This window comes from Pedobacter punctiformis (assembly GCF_027213715.1).
Classification (GTDB): Bacteria; Bacteroidota; Bacteroidia; order Sphingobacteriales; family Sphingobacteriaceae; genus Pedobacter; species Pedobacter punctiformis.
Map to the genome: position 1 here is coordinate 67,305 of NZ_JAPWGM010000002.1, position 19,252 is coordinate 86,556.

The 19,252-nt window shown below is 33.0% G+C and carries 16 protein-coding genes and 1 tRNA gene; 6 read left to right on the forward strand and 11 right to left on the reverse strand.

Features of this window, described 5'->3' with window-relative positions:
- The first annotated feature begins 126 nt into the window (after positions 1–126).
- Both O0955_RS06100 and O0955_RS06105 read left to right on the forward strand, forming a co-directional pair.
- Entirely contained in the window at positions 127–501 is a 375-nt protein-coding gene (locus tag O0955_RS06100) for a DoxX family protein (RefSeq protein ID WP_269426657.1), read from the forward strand.
- 14 nt (positions 502–515) lie between these two features.
- A complete protein-coding gene (locus tag O0955_RS06105; RefSeq protein WP_269426658.1) occupies positions 516–1,019 on the forward strand; it encodes a DinB family protein in 504 nt (167 codons plus the stop codon).
- Positions 1,020–1,073: 54 nt separating this feature from the next.
- Here the strand turns inward: O0955_RS06105 and O0955_RS06110 are convergent, their stop codons facing one another.
- Both O0955_RS06110 and O0955_RS06115 read right to left on the reverse strand, forming a co-directional pair.
- Entirely contained in the window at positions 1,074–3,158 is a 2,085-nt protein-coding gene (locus O0955_RS06110) for a CehA/McbA family metallohydrolase domain-containing protein (RefSeq protein WP_269426659.1), read from the reverse strand.
- A gap of 391 nt (positions 3,159–3,549) precedes the next feature.
- A tRNA-Lys gene (locus tag O0955_RS06115) sits at positions 3,550–3,622 on the reverse strand.
- A 367-nt stretch (positions 3,623–3,989) separates the two neighbouring features.
- On the opposite strand from O0955_RS06115, the gene abc-f reads away from it, so the two are divergent.
- Positions 3,990–5,579: a ribosomal protection-like ABC-F family protein gene (abc-f, locus tag O0955_RS06120; protein ID WP_269426660.1), complete on the forward strand. Its 1,590-nt coding sequence runs from the start codon at positions 3,990–3,992 to the stop codon at positions 5,577–5,579.
- Positions 5,580–5,655: 76 nt separating this feature from the next.
- Here abc-f and O0955_RS06125 read toward each other — a convergent pair whose 3' ends face one another.
- The 7 genes from O0955_RS06125 to O0955_RS06155 all read right to left on the reverse strand — a co-directional run bounded on the left by O0955_RS06125 (position 5,656) and on the right by O0955_RS06155 (position 11,847).
- Positions 5,656–7,071 carry a S41 family peptidase gene (locus O0955_RS06125; protein WP_269426661.1) on the reverse strand — a complete coding sequence of 472 codons (1,416 nt, stop codon included), beginning with the start codon at positions 7,069–7,071 and terminating at the stop codon, positions 5,656–5,658.
- Between the two features lie 63 nt (positions 7,072–7,134).
- Positions 7,135–7,986 (reverse strand): helix-turn-helix domain-containing protein, encoded by an 852-nt coding sequence (locus O0955_RS06130; protein WP_269426662.1) that lies wholly within the window; start codon positions 7,984–7,986, stop codon positions 7,135–7,137.
- Positions 7,987–8,118: 132 nt separating this feature from the next.
- Entirely contained in the window at positions 8,119–8,955 is an 837-nt protein-coding gene (locus O0955_RS06135; protein WP_269426663.1) for a VanW family protein, read from the reverse strand.
- A 137-nt stretch (positions 8,956–9,092) separates the two neighbouring features.
- On the reverse strand, positions 9,093–9,608 hold the full coding sequence (locus tag O0955_RS06140; RefSeq protein WP_269426664.1) for a hypothetical protein: 516 nt from the start codon (positions 9,606–9,608) through the stop codon (positions 9,093–9,095).
- A 77-nt stretch (positions 9,609–9,685) separates the two neighbouring features.
- Positions 9,686–10,210, reverse strand: a complete 525-nt coding sequence (locus O0955_RS06145; RefSeq protein ID WP_269426665.1) for a hypothetical protein — start codon at positions 10,208–10,210, stop codon at positions 9,686–9,688.
- Positions 10,211–10,244: 34 nt separating this feature from the next.
- Positions 10,245–11,147 (reverse strand): hypothetical protein, encoded by a 903-nt coding sequence (locus O0955_RS06150; protein ID WP_269426666.1) that lies wholly within the window; start codon positions 11,145–11,147, stop codon positions 10,245–10,247.
- Between the two features lie 376 nt (positions 11,148–11,523).
- Positions 11,524–11,847: a hypothetical protein gene (locus O0955_RS06155; protein ID WP_269426667.1), complete on the reverse strand. Its 324-nt coding sequence runs from the start codon at positions 11,845–11,847 to the stop codon at positions 11,524–11,526.
- Positions 11,848–12,166: 319 nt separating this feature from the next.
- Here O0955_RS06155 and O0955_RS06160 point away from each other — a divergent pair, with 319 nt between their 5' ends.
- The 3 genes from O0955_RS06160 to O0955_RS06170 all read left to right on the forward strand — a co-directional run bounded on the left by O0955_RS06160 (position 12,167) and on the right by O0955_RS06170 (position 15,649).
- Positions 12,167–12,808, forward strand: coding sequence for a hypothetical protein (locus O0955_RS06160; RefSeq protein WP_269426668.1), 642 nt, complete (start codon positions 12,167–12,169; stop codon positions 12,806–12,808).
- 165 nt (positions 12,809–12,973) lie between these two features.
- Entirely contained in the window at positions 12,974–14,884 is a 1,911-nt protein-coding gene (locus O0955_RS06165; protein ID WP_269426669.1) for a histidine kinase, read from the forward strand.
- An 18-nt stretch (positions 14,885–14,902) separates the two neighbouring features.
- On the forward strand, positions 14,903–15,649 hold the full coding sequence (locus O0955_RS06170) for a LytR/AlgR family response regulator transcription factor (protein WP_269426670.1): 747 nt from the start codon (positions 14,903–14,905) through the stop codon (positions 15,647–15,649).
- Positions 15,650–15,689: 40 nt separating this feature from the next.
- Here the strand turns inward: O0955_RS06170 and O0955_RS06175 are convergent, their stop codons facing one another.
- Positions 15,690–16,424: a LytR/AlgR family response regulator transcription factor gene (locus O0955_RS06175; RefSeq protein ID WP_269426671.1), complete on the reverse strand. Its 735-nt coding sequence runs from the start codon at positions 16,422–16,424 to the stop codon at positions 15,690–15,692.
- Between the two features lies 1 nt (position 16,425).
- Positions 16,426–19,212, reverse strand: a complete 2,787-nt coding sequence (locus O0955_RS06180) for a sensor histidine kinase (protein WP_269426672.1) — start codon at positions 19,210–19,212, stop codon at positions 16,426–16,428.
- Between the last annotated feature and the right edge of the window lie 40 nt (positions 19,213–19,252).

The window sequence follows — 19,252 nt, forward strand, 5'->3', positions numbered from 1 at the left end:
ATATACTCTTACTTATAAATATTAAATAAATTTTTAAACAAAAAAGTGGTGTTGATAAAGAATTAAATAATAATTGCTCCACGTTAAAAAAATATTCTTTAAATTTCTTAAAACAAATCAATTTATATGAAAATCGTAAAAACAATTCTATGTGTATTATTCGGTTTGATGTTTATCAATGCGGGTTTGGACAAATTTCTGCATTATATGCCCATGCCGCCTATGGATGCAGAAATGCAAAAACTCTCCGAAGCTATTGTTGCCATTAAATGGTTGATGCCTTTGGTAGGTTTGGTTGAAATTATCGGTGGACTGTTATTTATCATCCCAAAAACAAGGCCGTTGGGCGCTATTGTCATATTTCCAGTAATGGTGGGGATTATGGTACATAATGCTGTATTTATGCCTTCCGGATTGGCTATTGCAGGCGTTTTCTTTGCAGTGAATATTTGGATAATAGGAGATAACTGGAATAAGTATAAACCTATGATTAATAACTAATAAAACAACAAAATATGATGAAACAAGCGTTACTTGGTGAATTTTTGCACGAAGCAGAAAATACCCGAAAATTATTGGCCATGATTCCAGACAGTGCGCTGGAATATCGTCCACAGCCACACCTTTGGTCTGTGGCCCAATTGGCATCACATATCGCAGAAGTGTATAATTGGTATGAAGCCACTTTCAATCAGGATGAATTTGATATGGGAACTTACCAGTATGATAAAGGAGATACCAGCAAGGCTTCCAATATTTTGCAAAAATTTGAAGAAAATGTAGCTAAAGCTAAGGCTGTAGTTGAAAGTTCAGATGAATCAAAATATATGAACACCTGGACGATGTCTATGGGCGGCAGTCCAATAATGCCACCTATGCCCAAAATTCAAGTAATCAGAGGATTTCTTTATAATCATTTGTATCATCACCGTGGTGAGCTTATTGCTCATCTAAGAGCTACAGGAAATGGAGTACCATCTTTGTACGGACCGAATTACGAAGAATCTCAACGCATGTAAATTAAAAAAGCCACTCCGAAGAGTGGCTTTTTTGATCCCAATATAATTTGCAATTTACTTGTCTATCCAAATCATTTGTGTAAAAGCGCCATTAGCAGCAATATCCCAGGCTTCAAGCCTTACCCATTTACGGCCGGTTAAATTAATTGGCCAGCTAAATGTTTTTTTGTTAAAAGCCTGTGTGTCATTTAAATTTATGCGTTCCCGATAAATTTCTCTACCATCTCCAGATATGACATCTACAAACTTCATTGGGAAAGTCCAGTCCAGAGTTATTTTTACTTTAACGTTTCCATTTTTTGGTAGCGTTAGTGTTTGTCCGGATTTTTTACCGTTGATATTGAATGACGGAATGAGTACTTCGCCCGTAGATACAAAAAATTTTCCATTGCGCATCGCATCCAATACGCTTTTCCAGCCTTGTTCATAGTTAGGTAATTTGTCCATCTCAAGATAGTTGACATTAAGGTGGGCATACATTTCGTTCTGATGAGTAATTGTAAAAATGTCAGATTCTGAGATTACCTGTTTTTTCAATCCCCAATTCGCCATATCGTCCATTAGCTTAAGTACCCGTTGACTAAGTGTTGGAATAGATAAATCAGCAGGGATAGCTTTCCAGGCTGCTCCCAAAAAGGTATCGGATTTAAAAAAAGTTTGATCTTTATATGCATCAGGATACCCTGTTGATCCTTTCGTTCGTGCATGAGCCGTCCACGCCAGTCCTTTTTCCATTTCAAGGAGTTTTAGCATTTCATCTTTGTTTCCCACATGATATATCTTTCCTAATTTAGGGTCTTCAGTAACAAAAGCTTCGGTTGGCTTACGAGACATTACCCAATACACGGGTTTTGGAAAAAAGGCCAACCAATGGCCACCGTAGAAATTATTTGCTTCCTCGCCCGGTAAAAGTAAGAACTCATTGTCTGATAATCGTTTGGTTTGTTCAAATAAGGTACTAAGTTCGTTAAGACGATCCTTGTCTGGTCCTTTTGGATGGCCCGGACCATGAAACTCTGCAAGTTTTACAATATCCAATCCATGCTTTTTGAGCACGTCTACAAATTCAGGTTTTTCTGGAATAGGTTTTCCGGAGAGTGCAACTTCAGAAATAAACTCATTATGAAAATGTGTGGCTAGTGTTTTATACCCTGGAACTGCTTTGTACGCATCGTCATGAGTAAATTTCTTTACTTCGGCCAGGGCTGAATCAGCATTACCCTGATCTATCAGGCAGAAGAAATTTAATCGCTGTTGAGTTTCCGGAGGAGCATTAAACCAAGGTACATATCGATTGTCGCCGTAAGGATCTTGACGGATACCCATTCCGAAGCCAGCAATAAGTTTGTGAAAATTCTTTCCATACCAGGTAAACTTCAAATTGAAAGCCTCATCCAATGGATAAAAATATTGATGAGGCGCTGGAAACAATGCTAAACTTCCACCTGGGTTTTCCCCAATAATAGTTCTGTACTTCACCTCAAGGTTTCGGCTGGTATCGGTTGCAGCAGGAGTTACATGTTGCAGTTGGTTTCGAACATTGGCCCAGGCCATGGAGCGCCACAAAGCTTTTTTATTTACCAAACCGGCATCGTAAAGAATAGCGGTAGAATCGATCTGGGTAGTTAGTACTGCAGCGACATTGAAAAGCGGACTTCCATTATATAAGGTAATTTCAATAGTTCCTTTAAATCGATCGGCACTTGCTCCTGAAATGCTAACGATGGTTTGTTGACCATTAGTAGTTACCTTAGCATCTTGTTTATTAACTGAGACGGGGTATGAGTGAAAAGGTTTTTTAGGAACCCGATCAAAAAATACATCCCAACCGCCGCTTGATGGATCGAGAGTTCGTTTCCCAACGGTTAATACGAATGCGGGATCTAAATCCGACCCAATCTCTTTATATACTTTTTTCTTTCCTAGCTGAATGCTTTTTAGCAAGGGGTTATCTTTACCCAGGTCGATAAGCATTCTGGCGGTTTGATTATTCCCTGCGGGCCAGGTCAAGGTAATTATTTTTTGCTCCACAATAACCTCTGAACCATTCTTTTTAAAGCCGGAAAGATCCACAGATTTATCTTGTGCATCAGCATTAAAAGCAAAAAGAAGTGCGGAATAAAGTATAAATTTCTTCATAAGAAATTAAAAGTAACTTAAAAAAAAATCCACAAAGATAAAATAAGGTAAAAATTATGATATGCATTATTTTTATATCTAAATCGTTTTTCTATCAAATTTTACCCATAAATATCTTTAAATCTAATCAGCGAAACACGCCCAGTTTTTAGGGTAGTTAATGCAAGTTTGATAGTTCCCTTTGCTGATGAGAGTAAGCACTAATGAGTTTATGCTTTTCTGATAGATGAGAGGAGGTTTAATTAAATGCCTTGTTATTAAAGGTGGGGGAGTTTGAGCCAAAGCCAAGGAGATGTATAAAGGTACTTAGTGGTAGGCTAGGCTACCTGGAGTGAAATAAAAAAAAACCAACTGCAAATACCTGATTTACAATTGGTTTAAACTTATTATGTGATCCCGCTGGGATTCGAACCCAGGACCACTACATTAAAAGTGTAATGCTCTACCAGCTGAGCTACGGAATCATTCCTTTTGTTTAAGGAGGTGCAAATATAGGAATTAATATTAATCATGCCAATACTTTTTTAAAGAAATTTATGTTAGATAAAGTATCCACTTGGTTATAAAATATTTAGCATATTTTAAAAACTGAAATAAAGATAAAAAAGGTATTTTAGTTGTTTGATTAAAGATTGATAATTGTACTTTTTCAGAAAAAATGAATTATTTATAATCTCAAAATGCATTAATTTTTTTAGGGTTAAAATAATTTTTACCTTTGCAACCTCAATAAAAACAGAAACCAATCATGTAATATTTAATTTCTTTCAGAAAAAATAATGGAGTCTGATGTTCAGCTCCTGATTTATTCATCTTAAAAAGAAAGAAATTATGCTTATTCTTCAGGATATTACATATATACACCCCAATAAAGATTTGTTGTTTGCTGATTTAAATATTAGCATTAATAAACAAGAAAAAATTGCCTTAATTGGTAATAATGGCGCAGGCAAATCTACGCTCCTTAAAATATTATGCGGAAAGTTAAATCCATCTGCCGGAAACATAAAAACAATTACTCAGCCCTATTATGTACCGCAACTTTTTGGACAGTTTAATAATTTAAGCATTGCCCAGGCTCTTCAAATTGAGGGCAAACTGATTGCTTTAAAGGAAATTTTAGATGGAAATGTAACGGATGAAAACCTGGTTATGTTAAATGATGACTGGACCATTGAAGAGCGCTGTCAGGAGGCGTTAACACGTTGGGGACTTGATGGCCTGGATTTAAATGAAAAAATGAATGTGCTTAGTGGTGGACAAAAGACGAAGGTTTTTCTTGCCGGAATTATGATCCATCGTCCGGAGGTGGTTTTATTGGATGAGCCAACCAATCATTTGGATGCAAGTGGGCGGAAGATGCTTTATGATTACATAAATACCACTAAAAATACCCTGGTTATCGTAAGCCACGATCGAACATTACTTAATCTTTTAAATATGATTTATGAACTCGATAAAGGTGGTATAACAGTTTATGGCGGTAATTATGAATTTTATGCGGAACAAAAGTCGATTAAAAGCAACGCTTTAGACCAGGATTTAAAGAATAAAGAAAAAGCACTTCGCAAAGCAAAAGAAATAGAAAAGGAATCTGTAGAGCGTCAGCAAAAACTGGATGCCCGTGGAAAGAAAAAACAGGAAAAAGCAGGTCTTCCAACAATTTCTATGAATACGCTTAAAAATAATGCAGAAAAAAGTACGTCCCGTATCAAGAGCGTTCATGTAGAGAAAGTAAATGCCATTTCGCAAGAGCTTACACAATTGCGTGCTGCATTACCCGATTTGGATAAGATGAAGATAGATTTTGATCACTCAAGACTTCATTCAGGGAAAATTCTGATAAGTGCAGAACAAGTAAATTTTAGTTATTCAGACCGGATGTTGTGGCAACAAAATTTAAGTTTTCAAATCAGGAGTGGAGTGCGCATGGCCATTAAAGGATTAAATGGTTCTGGTAAAACAACCCTGATAAGAATGATTTTAGGCGAATTAGAGCCTCTATCAGGAAGCATTGAAAGGGCACCGATTAATGCCATCTATATTGATCAGGATTATTCTCTAATTAATAATGAATCAAGTGTTTATGAACAAGTTCAACGCTTTAATTCAGGTGCATTACAGGAACATGAAGTTAAAATCCGCTTAAATAGATTCTTATTTGCAAAAACGCATTGGAATAAATCCTGCAGTACCTTGAGTGGAGGAGAGAAAATGCGGTTAATGCTTTGTTCTTTAACAATAAGCAATCAAGCCCCTGATATAATTATTTTAGATGAGCCAACAAACAATCTGGATATTCAAAATATAGAAATTTTAACTGCAGCAGTTAACCAATATAAGGGAACACTTTTGGTTGTATCTCATGATGAATACTTTTTAAACAAGATTGGAGCTAAAGATAACCTGGTTGTGGGATAATGGCTTTTAACTTTGAAATACAACTATTTAGTTTATAATTGTAAAGCCTCCATATAAATCGAGGCTTTACTGTTTTTTAATTCTCCAGATAGTTCTTTGCGGTTTCGATCCAATCTTTTACACTTGAATCCAAATAAATATCTGGTTGCGCTCCAATGTTATCAATTGGGTAATCAGGAAGTCTTAAAGAACGATAGGCTGGCATCATTAATTTATAATTACTGCATCCAATTTCAAAATATCTTGCTGAAGCATAATCAAGAACACCTGAAGTAGGGGTACCCATAATTTTTACCTTTTTACTTTGCCTGGCGGCCAATATTAAATTTTCTCCGGCACTGGCAACGTGCTTATTCGTTAAAATAATAATTTCTTTCGGACTTATTAATTCCAGATTAATGGTATCAATAACAACGGCTTTATTTCTGGTATTTACAAACTTTCCGGGATTAGCCCTGAGCATTTTCAGGTCTTCATCCATTCCACTTATTTCATCTGCATGTTTAGTTTTATCTTTTATATTCGATTTATAAGTTTCCATGCTACTAATTAAAGTTGGCGTAGATAAGTATTCAACCCCAACATATCGCACAGGATTAGTTAAAATATAAGGTAACAACTTTTGATAGGCATTATCTGTTCCACCTCCATTATCCCTTAAGTCAACAATTAAAAATTCACTGTTTTCGAGTAAAATTTTATTTTTCTCTATTAAATTTTCAATGGTTTCAACAAACTGATAACTAAAGTTTGAGAGTTTTAAAATTGAGGTTCTTGGCGTTAATGCCTTAAAATAAAATCCGTTTATTTCGTTTACTTTATCCTTTATTTGTTCAGTATTCAGCTTTGCTGCAGGCAACTGTCTTATAAAAAGTGATCGTAACACATTAAAATACAAAATGCTTTTGTCATGTATTTTATAAGTACCTTTCTGAACAGAACGATCTTGTAAATAATACTCATAATTTCCATTTGCATGTAAACGAAATTTAATTTCATTAGGTTTCCAATACTTTGGATCGGCTTTGATAATGAAACCAACATATTCATTTGCATCAACTTCTTTTATTCCAACTTCGTAAGTTTCGTCTTTCCATATCCCTTCAAACTCATTTGGACGTTTTAAAACATCTTCTTTAAAACTTTTGAGGTTGATGTTGAGCGATTGATTGGCCAATGAATTTGTTTCTGTCGGCTTGCTTATTTCGTTAGGTACAACCCAAATATGTCGATCCTTAAAAAAGGCGGTATATTTTTGCAAAATTTCCAGACATTGGGTTTCATTAGCCGATGTTGCTTCTTTAAGTATTTGTTCTTTGAAACTATTATATAAAAGCTTGTCTTTGGTCTTTTCCTCCAGTCCTGGATATTCACTTTCTATTTTTTTAATAATGTTCTGTAGTGCATTTTTACAACCACAGGTATTTTGTGCCATTAATACTTGCGAACCTAATAACATTAGTGCAGCCAGCATGATAATCCTTATTTTCATTTTTATTCAAATTTTTTTGAACAAAATAACCAGATTTTATAATGCTGAAATTGTAAAAATCACTCACGGACAATCCTTGTTGAAAATCCAGGCTAAGTCATTTTGTTGAACTGAGATTTGTCCGGTTAAATTTTTTGGTGAATGGCCGGAAAATGTTTTAAAATCGTTTATAAAATGAGCCTGGTCATAATATTGATTTAAATACGCAATCTCTGTAAATGAGTTTCTACGGTTAAGAATTTCATTTAGTGCTTTTCTAAAACGCAGCGTTTTAATATAAGATTTAGGATTTTGCCCCAAATGATTATCAAATAGACGAAATAGGGTAGAGTCACTGATTTCAAGCTTTTTGGTAAGCGTTTCTATGCTTAAATTGATATTACTACTGTTTTCTGCAATTATATATAGTGCCTCTTTTAGTTTTGCTGGAATGCTTTCATCTTTTAAGTTTTTTAAGAGCACATTTTCTAAATATGCTGCTCTTTTTTCGAAATCATTAAGGTCGAAAAGCTGTTCGAGTGAATAAGAATTATTTGTAGAAAATATTTCGTTAAATATAGTGTCAGAACTTATTAAATCTTTATAGGACGCTGCTGTAAAAACTTTTAAAGCAGAAGGATAAAAGATGATGCAAATCTGATCTAAGCAAGAATTAATATCGACTCTAAAAGGTGTTTTATGAAACCCATAAATTCTGCTGATAAAGTTTCTGCTTCCCTTTGTGATGATGCAATTGTTTACATCAGATTGATTTCTATAATTAACTTCGTTTTGTTTATAAATAGCCAGACAAATATTGTTGTTAGGAAAAGTAGTGTAGTTTAAAATGCGGTTATCCGTCTTCTCAAAAAAAAGAAAATATTGAACGTACTTTTTTAGTATTTCATTTTGAGGCTTAATTATGACGGATTTCATTTTTTGACGACTTTATTATAAATGAATTTGTAAAATAAGATAATCCTGGATCAGGTTTTGTTACACACTGGATATGGTTTTTGCTTTATACATGAATTTTAATGTTGTTTTAGATTAAAATATCTGCAATTGTTAAATCGTTCTTTCATTTAATTGTTCTTCATAAATTTCGGGTGTGTAGGTTACACGGGCAAAATTTTTAGTTATCAATTCGGTATCTACAATTTCACCCCCTCTGAATTTGAGTACTTTATGTCTCCATATTTCGTTTTTTCGGAAGAATTGTCCATCGATTTTCAGAAATTTATGATCTTTTTCTATCACATGGTAGGCATAATCCAATGCTGTGTTTATACATAATTCTCCCTCAATACATTTCTCGGTAAACCAAAGGTTAATTTGAAAAGTATATGATGTATTATTAGTAAACTGATAATCTCGGTAATTGTAAAAAACAGTAGCGCCGCTTCCAAAGGGCAGTACCCGTCCATCATCAGGAAACGGATCGAAGGAATGATGATAACGTTCTGTTACCGTTAATGGACTATGTATAACTAACCAGTGGATTAGATTAGCGATTTGACAAATACCACCACCAATGCCTGCCCTGGCTTCTCCGAAAGATAGTTCCATACCCGGTAAATAACCTTTTCGCTTTGCAGGCAAGCCTACCAGTTTGCAAAAGGAAAATGTTTCGCCAGGATTTATTACAATACCATTAATGCGTTTAGCCGCTATTTTTAAATTAGTTACCTTGTTTATTTGAAGCTGCATATGATTCTCACCCAGCTTTTTTAACAGAACCGACTGGTGTTTTTTAATCCGGTAAGCCAGTTTATCACCTGATTTTTGTTTTGCATATTTTTTGCCATCAAAATGCCAATAAAAATAACGTTGTAACCGGCGAAGCCAAACTGACAAGAAATACAAAAATGGATGATACTGACTTAATAATTTTTTTCTAGCCATAATTTTTGCATCAAATAAAATTGACCTTCATTTTTAACAGATTTATAGCTGTTAAGGTTAATAGTGTATCTAATCATTTAACTTTCTATTGATTGGTGTTTTAGTAGAGATACTTTTTTTAAATTTTTTACACAAATTTATCTGCGCCTGTAAATAATAGCATCATAACTTTCTTTAAATAAATTCTTTTGCTCCGTGGTTTTCTGAAAAGGACTTTTAGAGGTAATATCCTTTGCGATCTGATTGAGAATATGAGGATTATTAAATGGATGAATGTTAAACAGAATCTCATTTGCTGTTCCATAGAGGGTAAGCGTATTTATTCTCTCCGCGTTTAAAGCTATTGAAGTAATATCATTATAGCCTATAAGTTTATCAGGGTGATTTTTACGGCTGATAATAAGCTGATTGTCATGGGTAGAAATATGTATTTTAGGATAAAGAAACTTAATAAGCAGGAAGATTGGTAACAGACAAACAATACCGGTAAAAAGACCAATTATCTTTGTGCCGCCAAAGTTATTTACAGCATCGGCCAGCTTATAAAAGCCTCCGCAAATCAATGAAGCTGCAAATACAACAATAGTTATATAAGCTAAGGCAAACAGGATGCCTTTTGCAGGATTTATTTCAAGATATTGATAGGTTTTCATAATTATTTTGATATTACTGCTGGTGCTGTTAAAATATTAAATATCAATATTTTAGTGAACTTCATTTTTATAAAAAATTAAAGTTTTGTAGCCGGTATCTTTCCTCTCTTAAAGGTTGAAGACACGTTTAAATTAATGTTGCTACTTAGGCGGTCTGGTAATGCTGAGATTTGTTCTTTTGCGATTTTTCCTTTTTTCAATGGGATATATACACCTTTTCGTTTTTCCCAATCATCATAAAAAACAACAGAATCATTATTTGGATCAACATTATTATCTAAAATTTGAATACAACGATTTCTCGTTATCAAAGGTAATTTGGTATTCTTTTTATACTTTAAATAAACGGTTTTTGTCTGTGGGTCATAATGATAGGTACCTTCATAAAGGTGTCTCCAATATGCCCCACCAGAATACCAATGGACAGCTTTAAAGTTATTATCTTTAAAAAACTGCCAGGTTATACCTCCGGCAGCAGCAGTATTGCCTTGTATCCAATTCCATTCTTCATTATCTAAAAAAGTAGAATTATATTGTTGTGCCAAAATAGAAGATGAGGTACTCATCAATATAAGGATATAAATTAGCCTAAATTTATTCATCAAATTAATACTATTTTCAAGTTCAATATATTTATTATTCCTGATAATATGTTTTAAACTGCTGCAATTGTTTATTGTAAATGATGGCCAGTTTAACATCTTCACCATACATCATAATGCCATCAACAGGTGTCGACGTAAGGCTTTCTCTGTTCATCATAATTCTTGTTCTTTTTTTAAGCGCATGAATTTTTATCTCATCAGAGTAATTTTCAGAAAAAGCCAGATACTTTTCATTTGTAACTACGTTGGTGCAAATAATTAATAAGCGGCTGCATTGTTTTTCGTTATTATCCAAAATAATGGCCAGATCGTTTTTACCATCTGCATCAAAATCACCATAACAAATGGTTCTTTTTGCTCTGTCTGTATTTTGAGTAATTGTATAGTTTATACCCTCACTATAATTTTCAGAAAGCAGCAGCTTTTTAGTTTTCATATCCAGGCTGGCGAAGGAGGGAAGAGAAAAATTTTTTCGGTATTCATCAAATTGATAATTAGGAATAACGGTTGATGCATTAATAGTATACCATCTAAGATCTGATACGTCTTTTTGGGGATCATTTAAATAAAATACAACTTCCTGACTATTGGATCGGTGATTGTCAACATATATTTTATCACCAAATTTAAAAGTCACCGTTCCAGACTTAACTGGCTCTATAATGTAACTTTCAGTATAAGGTTCATCTCTTTCATGCGGTTCATAATCCATATCGTTTGTTAAAACTTTTTTAGTACTCATGCTGTCACTAATAATATTTGTTTTTTGAATGGTATTCTGAACATTATTTTTTGCTGTAGTCAGTGATTTTTCTTTTGTGAGAGTCATAAAATACAAAGCAAGGGCAACGATTGCAATTACACCAACAATAAGAAATACGTTCTTTTGCTTAAATTGGTTTTTGCCTGTAGATATTTTCTGATTATTTTCCATTACCTGTTGCATTCAAAAATAACAGTGTTCCCTGAAAAAGAATTACCAGATTGATATTCGTCATCTTTGAATCCATATTTGCAACATTTTATCCATTATTTGAAAGGAATAAGGTATAAATATCCCTTGTTTTGAACTTGTAAATAGGATTGAGGCATAATTGAGATGCCGAATTGAAATTTTGATGTAAAGTGTCCCATATTTACCAAAAAGTAAACGACTATTTAAAAAAATCGTTCTTTTAATAGGATTTGATAATTGATTTAACTTGAATAAAATTTAATTAATTCAGCTAATATTAATTTAACAGAAGTTTAAGAACAAAAAAAAGAAGCTGCATGGGAGGAGCCGCTTCTTTTTTTACTGCAGGCATTTACTATAAATTTACTCCGTAGTAAATTTCAATTTCGCGATATACTGACTGCTCTGCTTTATCTATAGCGTCATTTGCAGAATAACCATATCTCAAATAAACATCAAGATAAACATTGAACAGCTGAACCCAATATGAGGGGCCTCTTCTTGCCTGTGTATCTGTTTGAATAATAGGTTTTTGGCTTAAATCAGCTTCTGGTTTAGCTGTGTTTGTAACTAATGTTTCTAAACTTGTACTTAAGTTTTTACTTTGAGCATCTGCCTCATTTGTTGCAAAAAGAGCAACCGATAGCGCAATTGCGCCTGTAAAAAATAACTTTTTCATTTTTTTCATTTTTTGGTAAATAAATAATTGATTTTAGATGTATTCACAATACGATATCATCATATATCATATTCGTGATGAAGCTAAACTCGTGTTTAAACATAAGTCACACAAGTGTGGGTTTATATTTGGCAGCTGATCTCAAATATTCGTTGCTTTTGAACCTATATTCGTAATAGGTTGTTTGTTTTGCTGAATAATAACAGATTTTTGCTTAAATGCTACGAATATGAAGCAGAAACCGCTGAATTTCGATTTGTATATTTATGATTCATATAATGTATGTATTTTGGAAGAAAAATAAATTATATACAACTGAATGACGGATACCAATAAAAAGGTTTCGATACTGAAAATATTAATAATTATAATTCCAACAGTATTTTTATTGTTAATAATTTGGCTGGCAACTGTGTATATCGGAGACACTTATTTTAATTCGAAGGCAAGTGCTGAACAATTCCTTCTCTGGATATTAAGCGGTAGTATTATTTTTTTGGGATACCCGATAGCGACAAAAAGTATGTTCCACGTTGGCCCTTCTAATAAAACTCATTGGAAAGCAACTTCGAATCTTAAAGCGTTTAACAGATCTGATTGGTTATTTTTTCTAATGCTCCACATAATTACTATGCCTGTTCTCTTTTGGGCATTTGGAAACTTACAGCACCATAGAGATATTTATAACTTTTTTGTAGAGCATTTTGGAAAGAATTATAAAGGAGCACCAAATTTTCCAATTTTACTCGCATTTTTTTTTGGTACTTTTATGTTATTGGCCCTTTTTTATATAATTTTCTTAAAAATAAGATATGGAACTTATAACGAGCCAAAATTTTTGTCTAAAGAAAAAGAAGTAGATTTTAACAAAAAGATGGCTATTTATTTTTCTTTTGTTGCATCAACCTCATTGGTGGTAATGTTTTTATATTATTTGAAAGTAATATTAGTCATGCAATAAAAAATATAAATTCACAGTTGTGAGGTATATTAAATTACTGTAACTTGAAGACAATTTTTATAATAGAAAATATTTTTTAGAAGTCTCATTTTTAATTGATTATCTTTTTAATATTGTCTTTTTGCTGTAAAAAACAGCACTCTTTTTACTAAAGTTTAGTGTTTAATGAATGTAAGAACCGTATTTGCTATTTTTTGGATTTTAACTTTGCTATTTACCGCTTCATGCAGAAATAAGGAAAAACCTAAAAGTAACCGGGATCATGTTCTTACCCGTGTGGCTCCGCAAAAAGATTATTTGTCTCTCATTATTTCTTTAGATACATTATCACCAGCTCAATATAAAAAGGCAATTTACAGGGAAAATGATTTGCTTAAGCATGTTCCGGATAGCAGTACCAATTCATTTTATCATTTTTTCAGGGCAAAAAAGTATAATCTGGAGAAAAAAAGAGACAGCGCTTTGGCTGAGTATAAAAAGATGAACGAGCAACAAAATGATGATGTTGCCCTTTTTAAAAACTTTCTTATCCTGAATCATAGTCTTGGTAGTGGAGCAGTAGAAGCCACGTTGACAAATCAGATACTTTCAGGAATGCAAACTGCAGAACGTTCTAAGAGTAGGATTACCTATCTTTTTTACGATTTATTGGCAAGAGCATATTTTCAAAATGATAATACAAGAGAAGCATTTACATATGCTGAACGTTATTATAAAAACCATCCGTTTAAATTACATCCGGTTATTAAACAGAGATATTACGATATTTCCTTTTTGCTGGCCTCAGACATGGGTAATTTTGATAAAATGATGCTTTATAATGTTAAAGCACGTAACCTGGCTAAGAGTATTGGCGATAGCCTGGCCATAGCCCGTACTTATGATAATGAAGCCCGGATTTATGACCGGCAAGGGCAATATGACAAGACGCTGATGTGCAGCAGGATTTATTTCAATTACCTAAAGAAAACAAATAACCTGAATGATATTGCATATAATAATTTGGCAACCAGCTTTATGCGCAACAAACAGCTGGATTCTGCTATTTATTATTACAATGGAGCGATTGACTTCTTAAACAAGAATGAGCCCGGAAATCCAAAAAGTGCTTCTTATAAAGGGCTGATAGAAGCTTATAAAATAAAGGGCGATTATAATAATGCATTTCGTCTGGCAGATTATACTTATGCGCTTGAAATAAAAGAAATAAAACGAATAGAGGCTGTAAAGGTTGCTGAGTTACATGAAAAATATGAGACTGAAAAAAAAGACCGGAATATAGCAGAACTTAACAGTCGTAATGTACTTAATGAAAAAATTATCCTTCAGCAGAGATGGACGCTTGGGTTGGCATTTCTGATATTTTTAGGCGTACTCTCATTTTTTTATATAATATACAGACAGCAACGTCTGAAAGAAAGAAATAAACTGTTACAGTCAGAAAATCAACGTTTAAACATAGAGCAAAAACTGTTGCAGGCACAACTTAACCCACATTTTATTTTTAATGCAATTGCCAACCTGCAAGGATTGGTAACCTCCGGCGATACCAGAGAATTTCTACGGTACCTGGCTGCTTTTTCTAAATTATTACGCAGTATCTTGGAACAGAGCCGGAAAGATTTTATTGATCTTGATGAAGAAATATCCTCTTTAGATAACTATCTTCAGTTACAGCAAATGCGGTTCACCGGGCTTTTTGAATACCATATAACAGCAGATGATAATTTGAGTTTAGAAAACATACTTATTCCGCCTATGCTGATACAACCCTTTGTTGAAAATTCTATAGAGCATGGTTTCCGGAATATTCAGCATAAAGGGATTTTGAATATTATATTTAAAGTCGAAAATGATCAACTGGTTATAAACGTGGATGATAATGGCAGCGGGTTAACGCGTAAAGAAATTCCTAAACAAAAGAAACAATCTCTGGCGCAGATCATTTTGAAAGAAAGACTTGATGTACTTTTCAAATCAAAAGGGCTGGAGGCAAAATTTGTGGTTGAGGACAAAAAAAATACAGGTGGACAAGGAGTACTTGTGCAGATAGTAATACCGGTAGTAAAAGATTAAACCTTAGAACGGATGCAAATGAAACTTTATATTCTGGAAGATGAAATACGTATAATGCAGCACATTTTGCAAATTGTACAGCGTTTTGCTTATTTACAGGTGGTTGGCCATGCAGGAGAGGTAACTAAAGCAGCTGAAGAGATACCACTGTTGAAACCTGATATTATTTTGGCCGATATCCGGCTAAAGGATGGAGATAGTTTTCGCCTGTTTAATGAAATAGGGATTGAAGATTTCCAGGTGATTTTTCTCACCGCTTACGATCAATATGCTATACAAGCCCTTAACCTGGGCGCTTTTGGTTATCTGTTGAAACCAATAGATGAAACAGCTTTGGGCGAAGTACTGGACAGGTGTTACCAACACAGGGAACAGGAATATTTTGACAGGCAACAGCTGGAAATTGCCCGTAATCACTATTTAACACAGGGCATTGGCGGTATTAAGCGCATTGCATTGAAAAGCCTTGAGTATATTGAAATTGTTGATACAGAAGATATTATGTATTGTCAAAGTGATAAAGGCTATACAACTTTTTACCTGAAAGATAGCCGTGAAATACTAGTGTCAAAAGGTTTAAAAGAATACGAAGCTATGCTGATACCTTTAGGTTTTTTACGTTGCCATCAGTCTTACCTGATCAATTTTCAATATGTAAAAAAGTATTACCGGGAAGGTTTTTTACAAATGCAGAATAATGAAAAAATACCTGTATCCAATCGTAAACGTGAAGAATTGCTTAAACACTTACAAAATATTTCTTAGAAATAAAGATTTAATCTAATTAGAAAGCGGAGTTGGATTTTTAATAACCAATTATCTCCATAACGACATCTTTCATAGAATTGGAAATAGGAACATGAATATCACCTTTCATGATCAATTTAATTCCACCTTGTTTATTTATTTCCTTAATGTGGTTTTTGTTAATTATGTATGATTTTTGAACCCTTAAAAATTCAGGTCTTTTCTCTAATAATTGTTCAAAGAAAAATAAATTCTTGCTTACAATAATTGGCTCTGTATCAATTAAATGGATATTGGTATAACTTCCATCTCCTTTTAAACAAATTATATCTTTATAATTAATACTCGAATAACCATGTCTGGTTGGGTAAAAGAAATTTTCAGCCGATACTGGATCTATACTTTGTTTTACAGGTTTTTTCTGTTTTCTGGCCTCCAGTCTGTTAATCGTTTTTGCCAGCTCCTCCGGATCTACAGGTTTTAAAAGATAATTTACAGTACCATATTTAAAAGCTTCTAACGCATGTTCTCCATAGGCAGATATAATTATAATATCCGTTTCGGGCAAAGGACCCAATTTTTCCAGGAGGTTAAACCCGGTTTCTTCTCCAAGTTTGATGTCTAAAAAAAGTATATCCGGTGTATTCTGCTCTAAAAATTCCAACGCTTCATTAAAGATTGAATTGGTGCCAATAACTTCGACACTTTTACTGCAATAATAATCTAAGAGAAATTCAAGAGCATTAATAGCCCTTTGTTCATCATCAATAATGTAACATTTTAATTTGCTCATCTTATAAATCTAAATAAATTGTAGTTTTTATGCCCTTGGGATGGTTCGCTTTAAAATCAATACTGTTTGTATGCGTATTGTTTTTAATATTGATAAAGTAGAGACGCTCTTTAATAATATACAGGGCATGGCCTTCTTTTAAAGGTAAGATTTTTTCTAAACATCCATTTCCATTATCTGTAATAATTATTTGTAAATAACCATTTTTTTCTTTGAATTCAATATTTACTTCTTTATCAGGGTCCTGATTAGCAAAGCCGTGATCAATCACATTTTCTATTATTGGTTGCACCAGCATTGCCGGAAGTTTAAGTTGATTGGCTTCTCTGTCGGAGTTAATTGTAAAACTAAATTTATCACTAAACCTTTTCTGTTGAATGTATAGGTACTTCTCCAGGAAATTTTTTTCTTCTGATACTGTTATGGTTGGTTTTAAATGAAAATCTAATATATTTCTATGCAGGGAAGCGAGGCGTTGCAGGTAAAATATGCCGTTATGCGTGTCTTTTTGGATAATATAATCCTGAAGAGTATTCAACGCATTAAATAAAAAATGGGGGTTAAGCTGGTTGAGAAAAGCACGGTTTTCAATTTCTGCAATGTGTTGTTCTAAGGCTATTTTCTTTAAGGTTTTCTTTTCCTGACTTTTTAATATTAATGAGGTAATTAATACAACGATAATAACTGAAAATGCAATTAATAAAGTGAGGAATAAGCCGGTTTGCCAAAATGAAGGTTTAATTATAATTTCATATTTAATAATGGCTTCCTCATTTTTTCCTGGTCTAATGGCTTTTATCTTTAAAATATATTTACCAGGACTTATGTTTGTCTGCAGAAAGGAATTATCTTTAAAAGGTATCCAGTTATCACTTGTAGTCGATAATGAATACTCTTTAACGAAACTGTTATTTTCCGGATTTAAAAACTGAACAAGAAAATTAATTTGACTCGACTTCCCGCTCTCAATTTCAATTAAATTACTGTTTACATATATAGTACTGTCTTTAAGTATAATTTTTTCCAGATTGACTTTTATAGGAGTTGGTTTTTGATCAATTATTTTTTTATCTAAAGACATAAATCCTACATCTGTTAAGAGGAGGATATTATGTTTAGTTAAATCAAAATCTATTATTGAGAACCTTTTTGTGAAAAAAGCAGGGCTAAATATGGTTTCAATTTTATCCTTTGTATTATATTTTGAATAACTTAATCCATCGTCTCCTAAAAAATAAATAAGATTATCGTTTACCAATATCTTGTTGACAATTTTACTGCTTAACTTATGGATTTTTTTAAAAGGAATAGCCGAAGTAAATATTCCTTTTGTGGTGCAAAAGAATATTAAACTATCATTGTGGAAATAAATATCATTAATAGTCCCCAATGGGCTTAATGATCGTTTCAAATCAATTTTTTTTGTCTCTTTATTTAATACGTAAACACTGTCATCGGCGGTAGAAAAGATTACCTTGTCGTGGTAATAATCGCCTTTTCTGATTGCTGATGCAGGTACATCTATCAGTATTTTTTTCGATTTTTCATCCGTATAATATTCAATACTGTTATTATTGAAAAAAACTTTAGCATCGTGCGAAATGTCTTTTTCTAACTTTTTAGCAAGATTGGAAAACGTCCGGAGAAAACCGGTTTTAGCTAAGTTTAACGATAATTGGTTTTGTGGTTCTATATCGTACTTATTGGTGTTAAGCAAAATAAATTTACTTTCCAACAAGTTGTTAATTGCGACTAAGCTATCATTTATCGATCTGATTTGATCATAACCTTCAATATTGTCTAATTTTAATAGGGAATAAACATATGGACTTAAATCCGGCTGGGTAATTACATTTAACCCTTTTCCGTTAATGGTATACCAAATGTTGTTAACCTTGTCTTTACAAACAGAGAAACTGCTTCCTTTTTCACTTATTAATTTAAATGTTGCATTTTTTGGATTTTTAAAAAAATCCTTTGCGTAGTATAATCCTCCATCAGTTCCACTTATGGCCAGGTATAATGAATAATCAACTATTTCTAAATCTACAATAAAACAATCAGGATGTTTAATAAATGAGTTAATATCCAAAAGCTGGTAGATTTTATTTTGCTGCTTGATGAATATGTTATTTTTTAATAAAATAGTTCCGTACTTCCCCAGTCTGGTACTGTTTTTTGCGAAAACCCTTTTTTTATTTAAGGAGAAATTCTTTGTAATATCAGCATGACTAAGGATATTGAATAAATTTTTATAAAAAAAAGGAAGTGGGGTTTGATTGGTATTGAGGTAATCCGTAAAAAAATTACTTTCTAATCTATTTGCCTTAATCTCTTTACCCTGAAGACTTATATTTTGCCCTGCTGTTATAAAATTGATTGAATTATTGCTCTTGTAACCATACATGATGGCGCCCACTATTTTTTCTTTCGATTTTAAATTGATAATGCCATCTGATTTAGTATTGATCTTGATTAGTTTGGAGTTATAAGTTAATGGCCACATTATATTCTCTTTTGGCTGGTAAAAGAGGTTGACTATGTTGTTGGCGGCCATTCCATTTGATGTGTCAAAAGTTTTAAACACATTACCATCATATTTAACTGCCCCCTTATTAGTACCTAACCATAACTTTCCGTCCTTATCACAAAGTATTTTATAAATTGTATTACTGGGTAACCCTGAATTATAAATCGTAAAATTATAATTCAGTTTACTTGTTTGTGCAAAAACGCTAAAACAACTAATGAATAAAACGATTATAAATAAAGAGATCTTTTGTTTCATTTTGTAACAAAAGTAATAGAATTAAAAATGATTCAATTAC